The 18074-nt window shown below is 71.9% G+C and carries 17 protein-coding genes and 1 tRNA gene; 6 read left to right on the plus strand and 12 right to left on the minus strand.

Translation table 11 applies throughout. The features are described from left to right. Window positions 1-2 precede the first annotated feature (2 nt). The gene (locus ABRP24_RS03585) at window positions 3-554 is read right to left on the minus strand and encodes an FHA domain-containing protein (RefSeq protein ID WP_110861913.1); all 552 of its coding nucleotides are present in this window, start codon (window positions 552-554) and stop codon (window positions 3-5) included. Further along, window positions 551-1231, minus strand: coding sequence for a DUF3662 and FHA domain-containing protein (locus ABRP24_RS03590; protein WP_110863674.1), 681 nt, complete (start codon window positions 1229-1231; stop codon window positions 551-553). The genes ABRP24_RS03585 and ABRP24_RS03590 overlap by 4 nt, the downstream gene beginning before the upstream one ends. Window positions 1232-1317: 86 nt before the next feature. Here ABRP24_RS03590 and ABRP24_RS03595 point away from each other — a divergent pair. Beyond that, window positions 1318-1404 (plus strand) — tRNA-Leu (locus tag ABRP24_RS03595). Between the two features lie 76 nt (window positions 1405-1480). Here ABRP24_RS03595 and ABRP24_RS03600 read toward each other — a convergent pair. Next, window positions 1481-1960, minus strand: coding sequence for a hypothetical protein (locus ABRP24_RS03600; RefSeq protein WP_301600471.1), 480 nt, complete (start codon window positions 1958-1960; stop codon window positions 1481-1483). A gap of 90 nt (window positions 1961-2050) precedes the next feature. Here ABRP24_RS03600 and ABRP24_RS03605 point away from each other — a divergent pair, with 90 nt between their 5' ends. Continuing rightward, window positions 2051-2737, plus strand: a complete 687-nt coding sequence (locus tag ABRP24_RS03605) for an NUDIX domain-containing protein (RefSeq protein WP_301600470.1) — start codon at window positions 2051-2053, stop codon at window positions 2735-2737. Here the strand turns inward: ABRP24_RS03605 and ABRP24_RS03610 are convergent. Then, window positions 2720-3337: a TetR/AcrR family transcriptional regulator gene (locus tag ABRP24_RS03610; RefSeq protein ID WP_301580990.1), complete on the minus strand. Its 618-nt coding sequence runs from the start codon at window positions 3335-3337 to the stop codon at window positions 2720-2722. The genes ABRP24_RS03605 and ABRP24_RS03610 overlap by 18 nt on opposite strands. 20 nt (window positions 3338-3357) lie before the next feature. Beyond that, window positions 3358-4893: a PucR family transcriptional regulator gene (locus tag ABRP24_RS03615; protein ID WP_301600469.1), complete on the minus strand. Its 1536-nt coding sequence runs from the start codon at window positions 4891-4893 to the stop codon at window positions 3358-3360. Between the two features lie 92 nt (window positions 4894-4985). On the opposite strand from ABRP24_RS03615, the gene gabT reads away from it, so the two are divergent. The 4 genes from gabT to ABRP24_RS03635 all read left to right on the plus strand — a co-directional run bounded on the left by gabT (window position 4986) and on the right by ABRP24_RS03635 (window position 9489). After that, the gene (gene gabT / locus ABRP24_RS03620) at window positions 4986-6347 is read left to right on the plus strand and encodes a 4-aminobutyrate--2-oxoglutarate transaminase (protein WP_301600468.1); all 1362 of its coding nucleotides are present in this window, start codon (window positions 4986-4988) and stop codon (window positions 6345-6347) included. Window positions 6348-6415: 68 nt separating this feature from the next. Beyond that, window positions 6416-7903, plus strand: a complete 1488-nt coding sequence (locus ABRP24_RS03625) for an NAD-dependent succinate-semialdehyde dehydrogenase (RefSeq protein ID WP_371836728.1) — start codon at window positions 6416-6418, stop codon at window positions 7901-7903. After that, window positions 7900-9270, plus strand: coding sequence for an NAD(P)/FAD-dependent oxidoreductase (locus tag ABRP24_RS03630; protein WP_301600467.1), 1371 nt, complete (start codon window positions 7900-7902; stop codon window positions 9268-9270). The genes ABRP24_RS03625 and ABRP24_RS03630 overlap by 4 nt, the downstream gene beginning before the upstream one ends. Window positions 9271-9330: 60 nt before the next feature. Next, window positions 9331-9489 carry a hypothetical protein gene (locus ABRP24_RS03635; protein WP_301600466.1) on the plus strand — a complete coding sequence of 53 codons (159 nt, stop codon included), beginning with the start codon at window positions 9331-9333 and terminating at the stop codon, window positions 9487-9489. 167 nt (window positions 9490-9656) lie between these two features. Here ABRP24_RS03635 and ABRP24_RS03640 read toward each other — a convergent pair whose 3' ends face one another. The 7 genes from ABRP24_RS03640 to ABRP24_RS03670 form a co-directional block, all read right to left on the minus strand. After that, on the minus strand, window positions 9657-11021 hold the full coding sequence (locus tag ABRP24_RS03640; protein WP_301597351.1) for an NAD-dependent succinate-semialdehyde dehydrogenase: 1365 nt from the start codon (window positions 11019-11021) through the stop codon (window positions 9657-9659). Window positions 11022-11042: 21 nt separating this feature from the next. Further along, window positions 11043-12455 (minus strand): APC family permease, encoded by a 1413-nt coding sequence (locus ABRP24_RS03645; protein ID WP_301600465.1) that lies wholly within the window; start codon window positions 12453-12455, stop codon window positions 11043-11045. Window positions 12456-12588: 133 nt separating this feature from the next. Further along, the gene (locus ABRP24_RS03650; RefSeq protein ID WP_301600464.1) at window positions 12589-13599 is read right to left on the minus strand and encodes an agmatine/peptidylarginine deiminase; all 1011 of its coding nucleotides are present in this window, start codon (window positions 13597-13599) and stop codon (window positions 12589-12591) included. After that, window positions 13596-14630: a nitrilase-related carbon-nitrogen hydrolase gene (locus tag ABRP24_RS03655; protein WP_301628869.1), complete on the minus strand. Its 1035-nt coding sequence runs from the start codon at window positions 14628-14630 to the stop codon at window positions 13596-13598. Before ABRP24_RS03655 ends, ABRP24_RS03650 begins: the two co-directional genes overlap by 4 nt. A 39-nt stretch (window positions 14631-14669) precedes the next feature. Next, a complete protein-coding gene (locus ABRP24_RS03660) occupies window positions 14670-15323 on the minus strand; it encodes a DUF1345 domain-containing protein (protein ID WP_173032549.1) in 654 nt (217 codons plus the stop codon). Between the two features lie 43 nt (window positions 15324-15366). Next, entirely contained in the window at window positions 15367-16710 is a 1344-nt protein-coding gene (locus ABRP24_RS03665; protein WP_301628871.1) for an NAD(P)/FAD-dependent oxidoreductase, read from the minus strand. Then, on the minus strand, window positions 16710-18074 hold the full coding sequence (locus tag ABRP24_RS03670) for an FAD-binding oxidoreductase (protein ID WP_301624124.1): 1365 nt from the start codon (window positions 18072-18074) through the stop codon (window positions 16710-16712). Before ABRP24_RS03670 ends, ABRP24_RS03665 begins: the two co-directional genes overlap by 1 nt.

Genomic DNA, 18074 nt, shown 5'->3' on the forward strand with positions numbered 1-18074 from the left:
GGTTACCGCCGCAGCTCGAACGTCGTCGTCCCGATCGTGATGGGCGTGCCCTCTGCCACGAGGACGGGAGCGCTCACCTTCTGACCGTTGACGAAGGTGCCGTTCGTGGACTCGAGGTCGGTGAGGAGCCAGCCGTCGGCGCGGAGGTCGAGGCGGGCGTGGTTGGTCGAGGTGTAGTCGTCACGGATCACGACGTTCGACTCGCTCGAACGTCCGATCGTGATGGGGCCGCCACCCAGGGGCATCTCCATGCCCTCGCGTGCACCCTCGGTGATGACCAGGCGGGACGCCGCCGGCGAGGCGGGCCGTTGCGCACCGCCGGGTTGCCCGATCACGTCGGTGAACGCACCGCTCGAGGCGGGGCCGGGGGCCGCCGCAGCCGGGACGGTGGGGGTGCTCGGTCCAGACGGCGCCGACTTGGGATCGGTCGGGATCGTGCGGACGCGCTGGCCGAAGAGATCACTGCGCAGGGCGAACACGATCACGAAGACGAACAGCCAGAGCACCGCGAGGAACGCGAAGCGCAGGACGAGCAGGGTCAGGCCTGTGGTCATCGAGCACCTCCGTCGTTCTCCGGGATCACCCGGAACACCATACGGGTACGACCGATCTCGATGGTGGAGTCCGGCTCCACGATCGCCTGCTGGAAGTGCTGACCGTTCAGCTTCGAGCCGTTCGTGGAGCCGAGATCGGTGGCCTGGGCGTGCTTGCCGTCCCACAGCACCTCGACGTGCTTCCGGCTCGTCCCGGTGTCCGCGATGGTGATGTCGGCGTCGCTGCCGCGCCCGATCACCGTGCGCCCGCGGTGCAGTCGGTGTCGCTGCGAGCCGATGTCGAGCACCGGGATCCAGGCCACGTCGCGCTGCACGGTGGTGGAGTCGACCTGCAGGATGCCCGTCGAGAGCGTGCCGTCCTGCTGGAGCCGGATGGTGACCGGGCCGGAGAACGAGTAGTTCTGCGCGACGGCGTGTTGGTGCACCATCTGGGTCAGTTCGTCGATGAGCGGGCGACCGACGTCATTCATGCGCGTGAAGTCCGGCGGTGCCAGACGCACGGTGAACTCGTTCGGCACGAGGATGCGCTCGCGGGAGACCACTGCAGCCTTCGTGTCGAGCTCGCGCCGCAGGGCGCTCGAGATCTCGACGGGCTGCACCCCGGAGCGGAAGGTCTTCGCGAACGCGCCGTTGACGGCGCGTTCCAACCCTCGCTCGAAGTTGTCCAGCAGGCCCATGCGTCTCCCGTGTCGTCGGTCGTCAACCACTGCATGGTAGTGGTTGGCGTTGACACCCGTCTGTGCGTGGTAGTGTTTCGGGGCTGGCGCGAGTGGCGGAATTGGTAGACGCGCACGGTTCAGGTCCGTGTGCTGGAAACGGCGTGGGGGTTCAAGTCCCCCCTCGCGCACCAGGCGAAGAACAGGAAAGGCCCCGGAGGAATCCGGGGCCTTTCCTGTTTCTTCGGAGTCGTCCGCGGTTCGCGGCTGTCAGGCCCGGTCGGCGTCCGTCGTGTGGTCGGCATCCGGCCGGGAGGCACGGCCCGGCCTCGACACGCCGGTTCCGTCGAACCCGTGGTCGGCGATCCGTCCTTGCTGCGAGGCGAAGAACGGGCGCGCGCTGGGCAGGAAGAGCAGGACCGCGGCGACGACCGACAGCGCGATCGTCAGGACCGCGAGTTCGCCGCCGGTCAGGCTCAGGACCGCGCGGAAGGCCGCGACGACGACGAGCACGATGCGCGCGACGCGAGAGCCTCCGGCCATCCGGAACACCGCCCACGTCACCAGGGCCCAGAGCGCCAGGGCGACGATCCCGGCGAGGACCGGTGCCTGGCCGACCGCGGCGTCCGTCGCGAAGAACTGGAGCACGGTGGCGACGACGCAGGCTGCCACCCACACCAGCCACAGCACGAAGGACACGGTGACCACCTGCGGTCGGTCCGGTCGTCGGAGGATGAACGTCCTGGTCATGCTGCACCGCCCTCTGCCGCTCCCTGGTGCGGCACGTCGAGCGTACCGAGCGGACGGAGTCCTGCCGAGGTGCCCCGCTACGGTGACCGGGTGACCGACGAACGCGCGACCGCTCCCCGTCCCGGTGTCGACGTCCCCGACGACCGCGGTCGCATCGGACTCGACGCCGTGGGCCGTGCCCTCGACCGCAACCCCGACGTCGTCGTGCGGGACGTCGAGGTGGTGTCGAACGGCTGGCACGTGCTCCGCCGCACGACCCTCGACGTCCGGCGCCGTGACGGTCGGTGGGACCGGCAGCAGCGCGAGACCTACGACCGCGGCAACGGTGCGACGGTGCTGCCGTACGACGCCGAGCGCGGCACCGTCCTGCTCACGCGGCAGTTCCGGTGGCCGGCGTACGTGAACGGACACCCGGACGGCATGTTGATCGAGGCCGCGGCGGGACTGCTCGACGAGGACGACCCCGAGACCGCGGTGCGGCGTGAAGCGGTCGAGGAGCTCGGCATCCGGCTCGGTGCGCTCGAGCACCTGGGCGACGTGTTCATGAGCCCCGGTTCGGTCACCGAGCGGGTGCACTTCTACCTCGGCGCGTACACCCCGGCCGACCGGGTCGAGGCCGGTGGCGGCGTGGAGGACGAGGGCGAGGACATCGAGGTGCTCGAGGTGCAGCTCGACGAGGCGCTCGCGATGGTGGCGGACGGTCTGATCGCCGACGGCAAGACGATCATGCTGCTGCAGTGGGTGGCGCTGCGGCGGGGGTCACCCCGACAGGGCTGACCCGTCCAGGCCCACCGCTCGCGCGATCGTCGTGCGGACCAGGCCCTCGCGGGTCGGGCGGTCGAGGTAGTCGACCAGGGCGTACCCGTTGGTGGCGTCGACGAGCGCGAAGAGCAGGCGTCCGACGCCGTCCGGGTCGTCGGTGTGCAGTACCCCCGCGCGCACCCCGTCGCCGACGACCGTGGTCGCGAGGAGCTGCCAGTCGTCCATGACGTCCCGTGCCGCAGTCGCCAGTGCCGCGTTCGTGCGGCCGATGCTCCACGCGTCGGCCCACAGGGTGGCGACGTCGTCGCGGGCGGGATCGGCGATGCAGTCGAGCAGGGTGCGGAGGCCGGAGACGGGGTCGGGCGCAGCGGCGACGATCGCGCGGACCTCGGCGACCTCGGCCACCGCGACGGTGCGGAACGTCTCGCCGACCAGGTCCTCCATGCTCGGGCGGTAGTGGGCGACGAGCGAGGGCGCGACCCCGATCACGGCGGCGACCCCGCGGAGCGTCACCGCCGCGAGGCCCTCGGCACGCGCCAGGTCGACGGCGGCCGCCGTGATCTGGGCTCCGCGTTCGGCCGGGCTCAGGCGCCGGCGGGCCGGTGTCGACGGCATCGTCCCACCGTATCCGCGCGTCACGCGCCGTCGACCACGAAGGCTGCCCAGAGGTCGGCCCGGGTCGAGAAGACGGAGAGGTCACGGTCGAGGAGCCGACCGGCGTGCTCCACCCGGGCGCGGGCGGTGTGCCGGTGGATGCCGAGGACCCGTGCGGTGCGGTCGTACTCGCAGTTCTCCTGCAGCCAGGTCCGGACGGTGCCCGTGAGCTCGGTGCCGGCCGTGCGGTCGTGGTCGAGCAGCGGGGCGAGGAACGCGCGGGCGACGGCACCGGCGTCCACGTCGACGTGGGCGAGGTGGGCGAGCACCCCCTCTCGGGCGAGATCGCCGAACTCGGTGGTGCCCGGGCGTCCTTCACGGCGTCGGTCGAGTGCCTGCACGGCCTCGGTGCGGGCGCGTCCGAACGACCGGTACGCGGCGCCGTCGGACAGGCCGGCGCGCAGGTCGAAGCGGTCGACGAGTTCACCGACGATCCCGGTGTCGTCCGCGTTCACGCAGAGGAACAGGGCGTCGTCGACCGCGAAGAACAGGTGCCCCGGACGGTCCTGCACCCACAGTTCGAGCAGGTCCACCACGGTGTCGAGGTCGTGGTCGGGGACGTCGACGGCCGCGATCCGGACGGGTTCGGCGGGCAGCGGCCCCCACACCTCGCGTGACGTCGCCTGCACCACCTCGGGTTCGCCGACGGACAGCATCGTGAGGAGTCCGGTGCGCAGGAGTCCGCGGGCACGGGCGAGCTCACGGTTCTGCTGCAGGGCGAGGCCGGCCAGGGCGATCACGGCCGTGACGACCTCGCGTCCGGCCCGGTCGAGGGCTCCGCCGTTCGCGATCGCGAGGACGCCGCTCAGGTGCCCGCCGCTGCCGAGCGTCTGCAGGGTGTACCCGACGCCCCGGTCCGTGGCGACCGGCAGGCTCGCTCGCTGCCCGGAGCGCAGCAGCCGCAGCGCCTCGGTCCGCAGGAGGTCGAGGTCGGCAGCGGGCAGCCCGTCGGCGGGGTGTCCGCGGTCGAGCCGCCCGGAGACGTCGAACAGGCCGACCCACCCGTCGAGCTGCCGGGACAGCTCGGCGATGGTCGCGCCGAGTCCGTCCGGTCGCATCGCGGCGAGCGAGATGGCCCGTTGCGCGGCGAGGGCCCAGGCACCGCGTGCGTTGGCGTCCCGCGCGACCGCTTCGGCGTTGGCCTGCGCGACCGCGATGAAGGAGGTCTCGTAGGGCACCTCGAACAGCGGCAGTCCGTTCCGGGTGCAGGCGGCGACCAGGGCATCGGGGGTGCCGGCCCGGACCACCTCGGTGCCGAACCCGAGCGCCACGACACCGCCGTCCACGAGCCGCCGGACGTAGGCCTCGGCGACGTCGTCGCGCACCTCGGCCTCGGCGCCGAACTGCGTGCCGGTCGTGAGCAGTCCCTGTCCCTCGGCGAGGAACGGCGTCGGGTCCTCGAGGTCCGAGCTGTGCAGCCAGGACAGCGGGGCATCGAGGGCGTGCTCGTCCGCGTCGGTGAGCGGGCGCAGGTGGAGTTCACGCCGGTGCAGCAGGGAGCGCAGCGTTGCGGGCATGCGGTCACCCTATCCACCGGGTCGATCTGGCCGGGGGCCGATGTACGCCGTGGACAGTACGAGTGCGCGGTGGTGGCTCCTACCATCGCGGCATGTCCTCCACCGCAGCGTCCGCGACCCGAGCGACCACCGGCGGCCCCTCACTGCCCCAGGAACGACGGCTCGTCACCGCCGTCCCCGGCCCGCGATCGCAGGAGCTGCTCGCCCGGAAGGCCGGTGCCGTCGCGGCCGGGGTCGGCGTCGCCGTGCCCATCGCCGTCGTCGCGGCCGGTGGCGGCGTCGTGGTCGACGCCGACGGCAACTCGTTCGTCGACCTCGGGTCCGGGATCGCCGTGACGTCGGTCGGCAACGCCCACCCCGGTGTGGTCGCTGCGGTCACCGAGCAGGTCGCCGCCTTCACGCACACGTGCTTCACCATCGCCGCCTACGACGGGTACGTCGCCGTCGCCGAGGCACTCAACCGTCTGACCCCCGGCGACCACGAGAAGCGGACGGCGCTGTTCAACTCCGGGGCCGAGGCCGTCGAGAACGCCGTCAAGATCGCCCGGAAGCACACCGGTCGGCAGGCCGTCGTCGTCTTCGACCACGCATACCACGGCCGCACGAACCTGACGATGGCGCTGACCGCGAAGAACCAGCCCTACAAGAACGGCTTCGGACCGTTCGCACCCGAGGTCTACCGCGTCCCGATGTCGTACCCGTTCCACGACGGGCTGTCGGGGCCCGAGGCGGCGAAGCGTGCGATCAGCCAGATCGAGAAGCAGGTCGGCGCTCTGAACACCGCCGCGGTCCTGATCGAACCGATCCAGGGCGAGGGCGGCTTCGTCGTCCCGGCACCGGGGTTCCTCACCGCACTGTCCGAGTGGGCCACCGCGAACGGCGTCGTGTTCATCGCCGACGAGGTGCAGACCGGGTTCGCCCGCACCGGCGCGATGTTCGCCAGCGAGCACGAGGGGATCGTGCCCGACGTCGTCACGACCGCGAAGGGCATGGCCGGCGGACTCCCCTTGTCAGGTGTGACCGGGCGTGCGGCGATCATGGACTCCGCCCACGTCGGCGGCCTCGGCGGGACGTACGGCGGCAACCCGATCGCCTGCGCCGCAGCCCTCGCGGCCATCGACGCCTTCGAGCACGACGGACTCGTCGAGCGCGCCGGGGCGATCGGCACGGTCCTGCTCGACGCCCTGCGCAGCGCGCAGTCCGACGACCCCCGCATCGGCGACGTCCGCGGCCGCGGTGCGATGGTCGCGATGGAGCTCGTCGACCCGGCCACCGGTGATCCCGACCCCGGGCTCACCGGACGGGTGGTGCAGCACGCGTTCGAGCACGGCGTCATCGCCCTCACGGCCGGCACGTACGGCAACGTCGTGCGCTTCCTGCCGCCGCTGTCGATCGACGACGACCTGCTCCGCGACGGCCTGACCGTCGTCCTCGACGGGCTGGCCGCGTCGTGAGCGCCACGATCCCCGCCACAGCGTGGCCCAGCGTCCCCGACGCCACCGGACCAGCCGCCGAACAGGCGGTGCTCGACCGCGTCCCCACGGGCCTCCTGGTCGACGGTGTCTGGCAGCCGGCGGCCGACGGCGGTACCTTCGCCGTCGTCGACCCTGCGACCGGCGAAACACTCCTGCACATCGCCGACGCCTCGCCCGAGGACGGCCGGAAGGCGCTCGACGCCGCCGTCGCCGCACGGCACGGCTGGGCGACCACGCCCCCGCGGCAGCGCGCCGAGGTGTTGCGCCGCGCCTTCGACCTGCTGCAGGAGCGACGCGAGGAGTTCGCGCTCCTGATGACGCTGGAGATGGGCAAGCCCCTGGCCGAATCTCGCGGCGAGGTCGCGTACGGCGGCGAGTTCCTCCGCTGGTTCTCCGAGGAAGCGGTCCGGATCGGTGGTTCGTACGGCACCAACCCCGAGGGGACCGGCCGCGCCACCGTCTCGCACAAGCCCGTCGGACCCGCGTTCCTGATCACGCCGTGGAACTTCCCGTTGGCGATGGCGACCCGCAAGATCGCACCGGCGCTCGCCGCAGGCTGCACCGTCGTCGTGAAGCCGGCCGAACTGACGCCGCTGACCACCCTGCTGTTCGCCGACCTGCTCGTCGAGGCCGGTGTGCCCGCCGGCGTCGTCAACGTCGTCCCGACCACCCGGGCCGCCGACGTCTCCGCACCCGTGATCGCCGACCGGCGCCTGCGCAAGCTGTCCTTCACCGGTTCCACGCCGGTCGGACGCACACTGCTCGGCCAGGCGGCACAGAACGTGCTCCGGACGAGCATGGAACTCGGCGGCAACGCCCCGTTCCTGGTGTTCGCCGACGCCGACCTCGACCTGGCGGTGGAGGGCGCGCTCGCCGCGAAGTTCCGGAACACCGGCCAGGCCTGCACCGCCGCGAACCGGTTCCTGGTGCACGAGGACGTCGCCGACGAGTTCACCCGCCGGGTCACCGAGCGGGTCGCCGCGATGCGGGTCGGCCGGGGGACCGAGGACGGCGTGGCCATCGGGCCGCTCATCGACGCCCGAGCCGTGGACAAGGCGCACCGCCTGGTCACCGACGCGGTCGAGCGCGGGGCGACGCTCCGGACCGGCGGACACCCGGTCGACGGGCCCGGCACCTTCTACGCACCGACCGTCCTGACCGACGTGCGACCCGGCAGCGCGATCCTCGACGACGAGATCTTCGGGCCGGTGCTCGCCATCCGCACGTTCCGCTCCGAGGACGAGGCCGTGGCCGCCGCGAACGACACCGAGTACGGTCTGGTCGGATACGCGTTCACCGAGGACCCGGCACGCGGGCAGCGCCTGATGGAGCGGCTCGAGACCGGCATGCTGGGGCTGAACACCGGGGTCGTGTCGAACGCCTCGGCCCCGTTCGGCGGCGTGAAGCAGTCCGGCCTCGGTCGCGAGGGCGGCGGCGAGGGCATCGCCGAGTACCTCGAGACCATGTACACGCTCACCCCGGACCCGTTCCGGCACACCGACAGCACCACGACCGCACAGGGAGCAGCTCGATGATCGAGAAGGACGTCGTCGTCATCGGAGCCGGTGTCGCCGGTCTCACCGCCGCGAACCGCCTGCGGGCCGCCGGCCTGCGGGTCGCCGTGCTCGAGGCCCGCGACCGCGTGGGGGGCCGCACCTGGACGAACGACATCGACGGGGTGACCCTGGAGATCGGCGGGCAGTGGGTCTCGCCCGACCAGACCGCACTGCTCGAGACCCTCGACGAGCTCGGCCTGCAGACCTACGACCGGTACCGCGAGGGCTCCAGCGTCTACGTCGACGCCGACGGCACCCGGACCGAGTACACCGGCGACATCTTCCCCCTGCCCGAGGCCACGGCGAACGAGATCGAACGGCTCGTCGCCGTCGTCGACGAGTACGTCGCGAAGGTCGACCCGGCCCGCCCCTGGGAGACCCGGGACGCGGCCGCGCTCGACGAGGTCTCGTTCCGCGCCTGGCTGCACGACCTCAGCCCGGACCGGGTCGCGACCGACAACGTCGAGCTGTTCATCGCCGGCGCGATGCTCACGAAGCCCGCGCACGCGTTCTCGGCGCTGCAGGCCCTGCTGATGGCGGCGTCCGCCGGGAGCTTCACCAACCTGGTCGACGCCGACTTCATCCTCGACAAGCGGGTCGTCGGCGGCATGCAGCAGGTGTCCGAGCGGCTCGCCGAGCGCCTCGGCGACGACGTGCACCTGAACGCGCCGGTCCGGACGCTGCGGTGGGGTGACGACGGGGTCGTCGCGCTCGCCGACGGCGGCATCGAGGTGCACGCCCGACAGGCACTCGTCGCGGTCCCACCGCCCCTGTACTCGCGGATCTCGTACGAGCCGCCGCTGCCCCGACGCCAGCACCAGCTGCACCAGCACCTGTCGATGGGCTTCGTGATCAAGGTGCACGCCGTCTACGACCGTCCCTTCTGGCGTGCGGCGGGCCTGTCCGGCACCGCGTTCAGCCCGTACGAGGTCGTTCACGAGGCGTACGACAACACCTCGCACGGTTCGGAGCAGGGGACCCTGGTCGGGTTCGTCTCCGACCAGCACGCGGACGACCTGTTCGCGCTGTCGACCGAGGAACGCCGGGCCCGGGTGCTCGCCTCGCTGGCGCACTACTACGGCGACGGGGCCCTGTCGCCCGTCGTCTACTACGAGAGCGACTGGGGCACCGAGGAGTGGACGCGCGGCGCCTACGCGGCGAGCTTCGACCTGGGCGGGCTCGTCCGCTACGGCGCCGACCAGCGCGCCGCGGTCGGTCCGATCCGGTTCGCCTCGAGCGACCTGGCCGGGCAGGGCTACCAGCACGTCGACGGTGCCGTGCGCATCGGGCGCGAGGTCGCCGAGGAGATCCTGGCGGTCGTTCCACAGCCCACTGCGGCACGGTAATCACCTCGGCGGGTTACGGCTGGGTGCCCCGTCCAGGCGCCGACGCGTACCGTCCGGGCCATGAGTGACGCAGCGAACGGGTCGAGCGAACCCACCAAGGACCAGGAGCAGTACACCGAGGACCTGCCGGACGGGTCGCCCACGGGCGACGCGACGGAGGACCCGCAGCAGGACAGCGACACGGACTCCGGCGGCGAGCCCGCCGACCCGCAGCAGTAGCGGCGACCCACGGACGGACGGGAGGCGCGGTGCCAGCTGGCACCGCGCCTCCCGTCCGTCGTGGGGCCGGCTGCAACACACCGGCGTCTTGATCGGACGCAGTCACGTCAGCGAGACGCCGCCGGATTCGGCGGCGTCTCGCGGAGACGCCGGCGTCTCCGCGTCGGTCAGCCGATGCGGATCAGCTTCTTGTTCACGAACTCGTCGGCCCCCAGGGGCCCGAGCTCGCGGCCGAAGCCGCTGCCCCTGACGCCACCGAACGGCAGCTCCGGGCTGTCCGCGCCGACGATGTTCACGTAGACCATGCCGGCCTCGATCCGGTCGGCGACCCGGAGCGCCTGGTCGGCGTCGGTCGTGAACAGGTACGAACCGAGGCCGTACGGGGTGTCGTTGGCCAGGGCGATCGCCTCGTCCTCGTCGGCGACGCGGTACACGGCGGCGACGGGGCCGAAGAACTCCTCGCGGTAGGCGTCGTTGTCCGGTGTGACGTCGGTCAGGATCGTCGGCAGGAAGGCGTTGCCCTGGCGGTCGCCGCCCGTGACGACGGTCGCACCCTGCTCGACGGCGGCAGCGAGCTGTTCCTGCAGCCGGTCGGCCGCGGCCGGGGACGACAACGGACCGAGTTCGGCACCGGGCACGCTCGGATCGGTCGGTTCGACCGCCGACATCGCCGCGGTGAACTTCGCCAGGAACTCGTCGTACAGGCCGTCGACCACCAGGAACCGCTTCGGGGCGTTGCAGACCTGGCCGTTGCCTTCGAGCCGGGTGGTGACTGCGGACTCGACGACGGCGTCCAGGTCGTCGGTGGACAGCACGATGAAGGGGTCGGAGCCGCCGAGTTCGAGCACCACCTTCGTCAGGTTCCGGCCGGCGATCTCGGCGACCGCGGCACCGGCGCGCGCCGAACCGGTGAGCGAGACGCCCTGCACGCGCGGGTCGGCGATGACGTCGGCGACCTGGTCGTTCGTCGCGAACACGTTCGTGTAGGCGCCGTCCGGGAAGCCGGCATCGTGGAAGATCCGCTCGATGGCCAGGGCGGACTCCGGGCACTGCGGTGCGTGCTTGAGCAGCACGGTGTTGCCGATGACCAGGTTCGGTCCGGCGAACCGGGCGATCTGGTAGGCGGGGAAGTTCCAGGGCATGATGCCGAGCACGACGCCGATGGAGGCCTTGCGGATGAACGCGGACCCCTCGGACCCGTCAGCCAGGGTGATCGGCTGGTCGGCCAGGAACGCCTCGGCGTGGTCCGCGTAGTAGTCGTAGATGTCGGCGCAGAAGTCGACCTCGCCCTCCGCCTGGTCGATCGGCTTCGCCATCTCGCGCACGATCGTGGCGGCGAGCTCGGCGTGCCGCTCCCGGTACAGGTCCGCGACCCGGTGGAGCAGGGCCGCGCGGTCGGCGACCGTCGTCGTCCGTGACCACTCGGTGTGGGTGCGGTCGGCGGCTGCGACGGCGTCGTGCAGCTCCGCGTCCGTGATGGTCGGGTAGGTCTCGAGGGTCGTGCCCGTGGTGGGGTCGGTGACGGCGTACATGGCGTCCTCTCGTGGTGGCGGTCAGGCCTGGTCGGTCAGCTGCTTGTTCACACCGGTGACGGGCTGGTTCTCGTCGAAGCCCTTCGGTGCGACCCGGAAGCCCTTGGTGATGACGAGCAGGTAGACGAACCCGATCGCCGCCCACACTCCTCCTGCGATCAGGGCGTCGGCATGGAGCTGCGACCAGAGCACCCCGGTCAGGAGCATCGCGACCCCCGGCAGCACGATGTAGCGCCAGCGGTCGCCCGCCGTGTGACGGCGTCCGTTCCGGATCGCGAAGTGCACGATCACGGTGGCGTTGACGAAGGTGAACGCGATGAGCGCGCCGAAGTTGATGTAGGCCGCGATCGTGTCGAGCGAGAAGCTCATCGCCAGCAGGGTGACCGCGCCGACGAAGACCACGTTGAACACCGGGGTGTGCGTACGGGGGTGCACGTAGCCGAAGACCCGCTTCGGCAGCACGTTGTTCCGGCCCATCACCATGAGCATGCGGGCGACGCTGGCGTGCGACGCGAGACCCGAGGCGAGTGCGGCGACGAACCCGGCCGACACCAGGACCGCCTGGAACACCGGGCCGCCGACGAGCAGGCCGATCTGGGGGAGCGGGTCGTCGGTGAACTCGCCGAACGGCGCGTTGGTGGGGAAGCGGAGCTGGGCGAAGTAGGCGGAGACCAGGAAGATCGCGCCGCCGAGCAGAACGGTCAGCATGATCGCCTTCGGCATGATGCGGATCGACTTCGCCTCTTCCGTGTACATCGTCACCGCGTCGAAGCCGATGAACGAGAAGCACACCACCGTCGCCCCGGTGAGCAGGGCCGACATCGTCACGCCGTCGTGGACGAAGGGTTCGGCGCTGACGATCGTGCCCGCACCGGCACCGTGGGTGAGCTCGATCACGGTGAAGACCACGAACGCGATCATCGCCAGGACCGCACCGATGAGCAGCACCATGTTGAGGTTCGACGTGCCGCGCATCGACAGGCAGATCACCGTCGTCACGAACACCGTGTACACGACGACGGTCACCCACGGGGGCAGCCCCGGGAACACCTGCTCCAGGTAGAGCCGGATGATCAGGGCGTTCACCATCGGCAGCAGCAGGTAGTCGAGCAGTGACGCCCAGCCGACCATGAAGCCGAGGTTCGGGTGCATCGACTCCCGGACGTACGTGTACGCGGAACCGGCCGCGGGGTAGACGCGCACCATCTTCCCGTAGCTGACCGCGGTGAGCGCCATGATGACGAGTGCGATGAGGTACGCGCTCGGCACCGCGCCGTCGGTCTGCCCGGAGACGATGCCGAAGGTGTCGAACACGACCGTCGGGGTCATGTAGCCGAGGCCGAGTCCGACGATCGCCCAGAGCCCGAGGCTCCGCTTCAGCGACCCGCCGCGCACCGGTGCTGCCGGCGCGGTGACCGCGATCGGTGATGCCATGTGACTTCCCTGCTCTTCGGGGCCGGGCAGCGTCGCCCGGATCAGTTCGGAGCACCATACCGACGGGTCGGCAGTGGGCGGACCGGCCGCGGTGTACAGGTGATCGGCACCCGCTGTACACCGCGGCGGTGGTTCAGGCCACCGGTTGCTGCTGCGTGATGCAGTGCAGCCCACCACCGCGTGCGAACACCTGTCGCGCGTCGATCGAGCGGACCCGTCGGCCCGGGTACGCCTCGGCGAGGATGCCCCTGGCGCGGTCGTCAGCGACCGGGTCGCCGAACGCGCAGGCGATCACGGCACCGTTCACCACGACGTGGTTCACGTAGTTCCAGTCCACCGGTCCACCGTCGTCCGACAGCGTCGAGGGGGCGGGCAACTCGATGATCGTCGCGTCGGTCGCCTGCTCGAGCGCACGCCGGATCTGGGGCACGACCAGGTGGTCCGGGTGGCCCGCATCCGGCTGGGCGTGCAGCAGGACCGTGCCCGGGTCGGCGAAGGTCGCCACCATGTCGACGTGCCCCCGGGTGCCGAAGCCGTCGTAGTCGCGCGTCAGACCGCGGGGCAGCCAGATCACCCGTGTGGCGCCGATCGTGCGCGCCAGCTCCAGCTCGACGCGCTCCCGGTCGGCGTACGGGTTCCGGCGCGGGTCGAGCTGCACCGTCTCCGTCACGAGCACGGTGCCGGTGCCGTCGACGTGGATCGCCCCGCCCTCGTTGACGAGCAACGACGGGTTCCGTGTGGCTCCCGCAGCACGGGCGACCGTCGCGGCGACCTCGGCGTCACGCGTCCAGGTCGACCACGGGTTCGCCCCCCAGCCGTTGAAGACCCAGTCGACTGCGCCGAGTCGCCCGGTGTCGTCGTCGACGACGAACGTCGGACCGATGTCGCGCATCCAGAAGTCGTCGAGGGGCGCCTCGAGCACGTCCACGCCGGACGACAGCAGGTGAGCGGCATCCGCGCGGGCGACCGGGTCCACGATGACGGTCACCGGCTGGTGCTCGCTGATCGTGTTGGCCGTGGTCGCCCACGCCGTGCGCGCGGCCTCGGCACTCGCCGCGTCGTCGCCGAGCGTCAGGCCGGGGCGCGGGAACGCCATCCAGGTGCGTTCCTGCGGAGCCGTCTCGGGAGGCATCACCCACGTCATGCGCGCGCCTCGCGCCCGGCGGTGGCCGGTTCCACGGCCAGGGCCGCGTCGATCGCGTCGCGTGCGCCGTACGCGTGGCGTTGCTCGTCGACGGGGTCGACGAGCCCGGCGTACAGGTCGGGTCGCCGGGTCAGGTAGAAGGGGAACAGCCGGAGCCACTCCGTCCGGGCGTCGAGGTCGAGGTCGGCGACGAGCACCACGCTCGCGTCACGGGGCGCCTCGACGAGCACCCGGCCGAACGGGTCCGAGATGAAGGACGAGCCGTAGAACGTGATGTCGCCCTCGTCGCCCCACCGGTTCGGCACGACCATGAACTGTCCGGCGGTGATGCCGTTCGCCACGATCACCCGCTGCCAGATCGGCGCGGTGTCGAAGTCGGGGAAGGTCGGTTCGGAGCCGATCGCCGTCGGGTACACGAGCACCTCGGACCCGGCGAGGCCGTAGGACCGGGCGACCTCGGGGAACCACTCGTCCCAGCAGGTCGGCAGCCCGAGGCGCGCGCCGAGTCCGGCGGGCTCGTACACCGGGAAGGCGTCGTCGTCCGTCCCCGGGCGGAAGTACGTGTCCTCGTGGTAGCCGGCGCTGATCGGGATGTGGGTCTTCCGGGTCCGGCCGACCAGGGTGCCGTCGGGCGCGACGAGGATCGCCGTGTTGTACCCGCGCGGGTCGTCGGGCTGGTCGTCGTCGTCCGGCCGCTCGTACAGGGAGGCGTGCACGAACACCCCGTGCTCGATCGCCTGGGCACGGGCGAAGGCAACGGTCGGACCGTCCTGCAGCGACTCGGCGAGGTCCTTCGGGGTCCCGCTCGCCGGGGAGTCGCCCGGGTAGCGGCGCAGCGTCAGTTCGGGCAGGAACACCGCGGTGGCTCCGTGCGCTGCGGCGGTCGCGATGCCGTCGGCGAGCTGGGCCCGGTGCTCGTCCGGGTCGGGGAGCCACCGCACCTGCACGAGGGCGACGCGGAGGGACCGGCGGGATGCGCCGGTGTCGGCGTGCAGCGGCGACGGGAGCGAGGGGGCGGTGACGACGTCCATGCGCCATTGTTGATCACACGATCAACTACCGCAAGGCCTTCAGCTGATGATGTTGACCGCGCGCGAGATGACCAGTGCCAGCAGGATGAACCCGCTGAGCGCCTGGTAGGCCATGATCATCTTCGCCCGGACGGTCATGGGCATCGTGTCCGTCGGGCTGAACGCCATCATGTTCGTCATCGCCACGTAGAGGTAGTCGAGGTAGACCGGCCGCCAGTCCGCGGTCTTCGGGTCGGTCTCCTGCGGGAACTGGAAGTCCGCCTCGGCACCCGCCCACAGCTCGGGGCGACGCCGTGCCACCGGACCCCCGCGGTCGAGCTCCCAGTAGACGAGCCCGAACACGATGATCGTGCTCACCCAGACCTGCAGCGCGGTGAGCAGCACGGCCGCACCGTCCGCGTGCCCGCCGAGCAGCTCGGTGATGGTCCGGATGACGGTGAGCTGGCTGGCGACGGTGAGCAGGGCCGCGAGCGCGAACGACAGCCAGCGTGACCAGGTGGTCTCGCGCGTCAGACGCCGCGGGTTGAAGACGATGAGCGGGGCGAGCAGCAGGACGCCCAGGACGGGCACCACCCATGACGGGAAGAACAGCACCTCGTCGGGCAGGAACAGGCTCAGCGCCAGGTTCACCAGGACCGCGACGGCGACCGGTGCCCGGTGTTCGTGTCTCGGTCGGGTCCTCGTCGGGGTCACCGAGCGAGTGTCGCACGGGCCGACACCCGCGGGGGTGTGGCGCTCAGGGCGTGGACAGCGGGTCGGCGAGCGAGAGCGGCTCGAGCTGGGTGTCGAGCAACCGCCCGGCTGCCCGCAGCCCGGACAGCAGCGCACCGTGCACGGTCGCCGGGTCGTCGCTCCAGGTGGCCTCGCCGGCGAGCTGCACCCGGCCGGACGGGGTGCCGAGCAGGTCGTGGTCGTCGGGTGACGCCCCGACGTGCAGGTACGAGTACGAGCCCCGCGAGAACGGGTCCTCGGCCCACCGGGTGATCCGGAACGCGTCGGGCCGGGGGACGGACGCGCCGAACATCTTCCGCAGCGCCACCACCCCCTCGTCGACGACCATGGCGTCCGGCAGGGTCTCGAGTCGACGGGCTCCGGCACCACCGACCAGGGCGGCGAGCACCGGCGCACCGGTCACCCGGGACATGTCGTACCAGGAGTGCCAGTCGACCCCGGCGGACCCCTGCTGCCGGACCACCCACGAGTCGCCCCAGAACCGTGAGGGGAACCGCAGGAACACCTTGTCGTAGGTGCCCATCCCGAGCCGGTCGAGCGCTCCGGTCACCGGCGCGGACAGGGGCGGGTCGAAGACCACGTCGCCGGCCTGCAGCACCCCGAGCGGCACCGTGACGACGACCTGCCGTGCCACCACGGTGGCGCCGTCGGTGAGCCCCATCGTCACCGAGTCGCCGGCCTGGGTCACCGACCGCACGACCGACGACAGCCGGACGTCGAGACCCTCGGCCAGCGCGCGGGCGTACTGGGCGTAGCCGCCGGGGAACACCACCTCGTCACCGGGGACGTGCTCCTCGTCGAGGCCGTGCGCGTCGAGGACGGTCACGGGGGCACCGCAGAGGTCCTCGGAGCGGTGGGCCGTGTACTCGCGGACCCGTGCGGCCCGGTCGCCCTGCCACTGCAGCGACCGCAGCACGGTGTCGACGGCGGCCGCGTAGGTCGAGGGCGGGGGCGCTTGCGCGACGACGGCGTCGAGGGCCGCGTCGACGGTGTGCAGGTCCGCCACGAACGCCGACGTGTCCTCGGCGGAGAGTGCGGCGCCGGACGGGTCGTGCCACGCGATCGGCCGGCCGTCGAACTGGAAGCTGCCGACCGTGAACTCCACGGTGTCGATGCCGAACGCCGACGCCAGGGCCCAGAGCGGGTTGCCGTCGACCCCGTGGATCCACGAGGCGCCGAGGTCGACCGGAACCCCGAGCGACGAATCGGTCCAGGTGCGCCCGCCGATCCGGTCGCGGGCCTCGAGCACGACGACCCGCTGCCCGCCGAGTGCGAGCGCCCGGGCGGCGGCGATCCCGGCGATCCCCGCCCCGACGACCACGACGTCGGCGTCGAGACCAGCAGCCATCAGTGTCCTCCGGTCAGCGGTGCCATCAGCCGGGCCGCCAGACTCGGCCGCCCGGTCAGCGCTTCCTCGCGGTCGGCAAGGTCGGTCGCGACGAGTCCCGCGTTCGCCCCGAGGAACCGCAGCGGCTCGGGCTCCCAGTCGGGCGATCGGTGGTTCACCCACGGCAGTGCGGTCAGTGCCGTCGACTCGCCGCGCACGAGGTCGGCGAGGGTCCGTCCGGCCAGGTTCGTCGTCGACAGGCCGTCCCCGACGTACCCACCGGCGCTGCCGACGTGTCCGTCCCAGGTCACCGAGGCGCACCAGTCACGCGGGACCCCGAGCGGTCCGCCCCACGTGTGGGTGACCGGGGCGTCCGCGACGACGGGGAACAGATCGACCAGGGCCCGCCGCAGGTGCTCGAACACCCGCGGTACCCGGTCGTACCCGGGCGTGATCGCGGATCCCCAGTGGTAGCGGGCTCCGCGGCCGCCGAACGCCAGCCGGTCGTCGGCCGTGCGCTGCCCGTACACGAGCAGGTGCCGGTAGTCGGAGAACGTCTGCCCGTGCTCGAGCCCGATGCGCTCCCACGCGGACGCCGGCAGCGGGGCCGTCGCGATCATGAGCGAGTACAGCGGCAGGATCCGCCGCTTCGTCTGCTCCAGCTGGGCGCCGTACCCCTCGACCGCGATCACCACGGCGCCCGCCGTGACGGTGCCGCGCGACGTGACCACACGCCCGCGATCCCAGGACGAGACGGGCGTGTGCTCCGCGATCCGGACGCCACGGGCCTCCAGGGCGGCCGCGAGGCCACGCACCAACGCGGCGGGCTGCACGCGCGCGCAGTCCGGGGTCCAGGCGACACCCGCCGATCCGGCGGCGTCGCCCGCTCGAGCGGGTCGCCACGTCATGTCGTCGCCCCATGCCGCGGAGGACGCGACCTCGTCGTGGGCGGCGCGTTCCTGCACGGCGGAGCGTGCGTACAGGACGGTTCCGCCCTTCACGTAGTCGCAGTCGACCTCGGCTTCGGCCGCGGCGCGGCCGACCTCGTCGACGGTGTCGCGCATGGCGGCCCGCAGCGCCAGTGCGGCGTCGCGCCCGTGCTCCTCGGCGATCGCGGAGGCGGACCGCGGGAACAGCGCCGAGCACCAGCCGCCGTTCCGACCGGACGCGCCGAAGCCGGCGATCTCGCGTTCCAGGACGACGATCCGGAGGCCCGGGTCGGCCCGGTGCAGGTACCACGCGGTCCAGAGACCCGTCAGTCCACCGCCCACGATCACGACGTCGGCCGTCGTGTCGCCGTCGAGCGGCGGCCGGGGCGTCAGGTCGTCGCGTCCGGTGGACGCGAGCTGGTCGAGCCAGAACGAGGCGCCCCGGTAGCCGCCCAC

This window comes from Curtobacterium sp. WHRI 8282 (assembly GCF_040223925.2).
Taxonomy (GTDB): Bacteria; Actinomycetota; Actinomycetes; order Actinomycetales; family Microbacteriaceae; genus Curtobacterium; species Curtobacterium flaccumfaciens.

Coding starts and splice junctions, on each gene's coding strand:
- ABRP24_RS03645 (WP_301600465.1), bottom strand. CDS start 12,455: ATGGCATCACCGATCGCGGTCACCGCGCCGGCAGCACCGGTGCGCGGC.
- ABRP24_RS03665 (WP_301628871.1), bottom strand. CDS start 16,710: ATGGCTGCTGGTCTCGACGCCGACGTCGTGGTCGTCGGGGCGGGGATC.
- ABRP24_RS03600 (WP_301600471.1), bottom strand. CDS start 1,960: ATGACCAGGACGTTCATCCTCCGACGACCGGACCGACCGCAGGTGGTC.
- ABRP24_RS03615 (WP_301600469.1), bottom strand. CDS start 4,893: ATGCCCGCAACGCTGCGCTCCCTGCTGCACCGGCGTGAACTCCACCTG.
- gabT (WP_301600468.1), top strand. CDS start 4,986: ATGTCCTCCACCGCAGCGTCCGCGACCCGAGCGACCACCGGCGGCCCC.
- ABRP24_RS03640 (WP_301597351.1), bottom strand. CDS start 11,021: ATGTACGCCGTCACCGACCCCACCACGGGCACGACCCTCGAGACCTAC.
- ABRP24_RS03590 (WP_110863674.1), bottom strand. CDS start 1,231: ATGGGCCTGCTGGACAACTTCGAGCGAGGGTTGGAACGCGCCGTCAAC.
- ABRP24_RS03635 (WP_301600466.1), top strand. CDS start 9,331: ATGAGTGACGCAGCGAACGGGTCGAGCGAACCCACCAAGGACCAGGAG.
- ABRP24_RS03650 (WP_301600464.1), bottom strand. CDS start 13,599: ATGACGTGGGTGATGCCTCCCGAGACGGCTCCGCAGGAACGCACCTGG.
- ABRP24_RS03610 (WP_301580990.1), bottom strand. CDS start 3,337: ATGCCGTCGACACCGGCCCGCCGGCGCCTGAGCCCGGCCGAACGCGGA.
- ABRP24_RS03655 (WP_301628869.1), bottom strand. CDS start 14,630: ATGGACGTCGTCACCGCCCCCTCGCTCCCGTCGCCGCTGCACGCCGAC.
- ABRP24_RS03585 (WP_110861913.1), bottom strand. CDS start 554: ATGACCACAGGCCTGACCCTGCTCGTCCTGCGCTTCGCGTTCCTCGCG.
- ABRP24_RS03630 (WP_301600467.1), top strand. CDS start 7,900: ATGATCGAGAAGGACGTCGTCGTCATCGGAGCCGGTGTCGCCGGTCTC.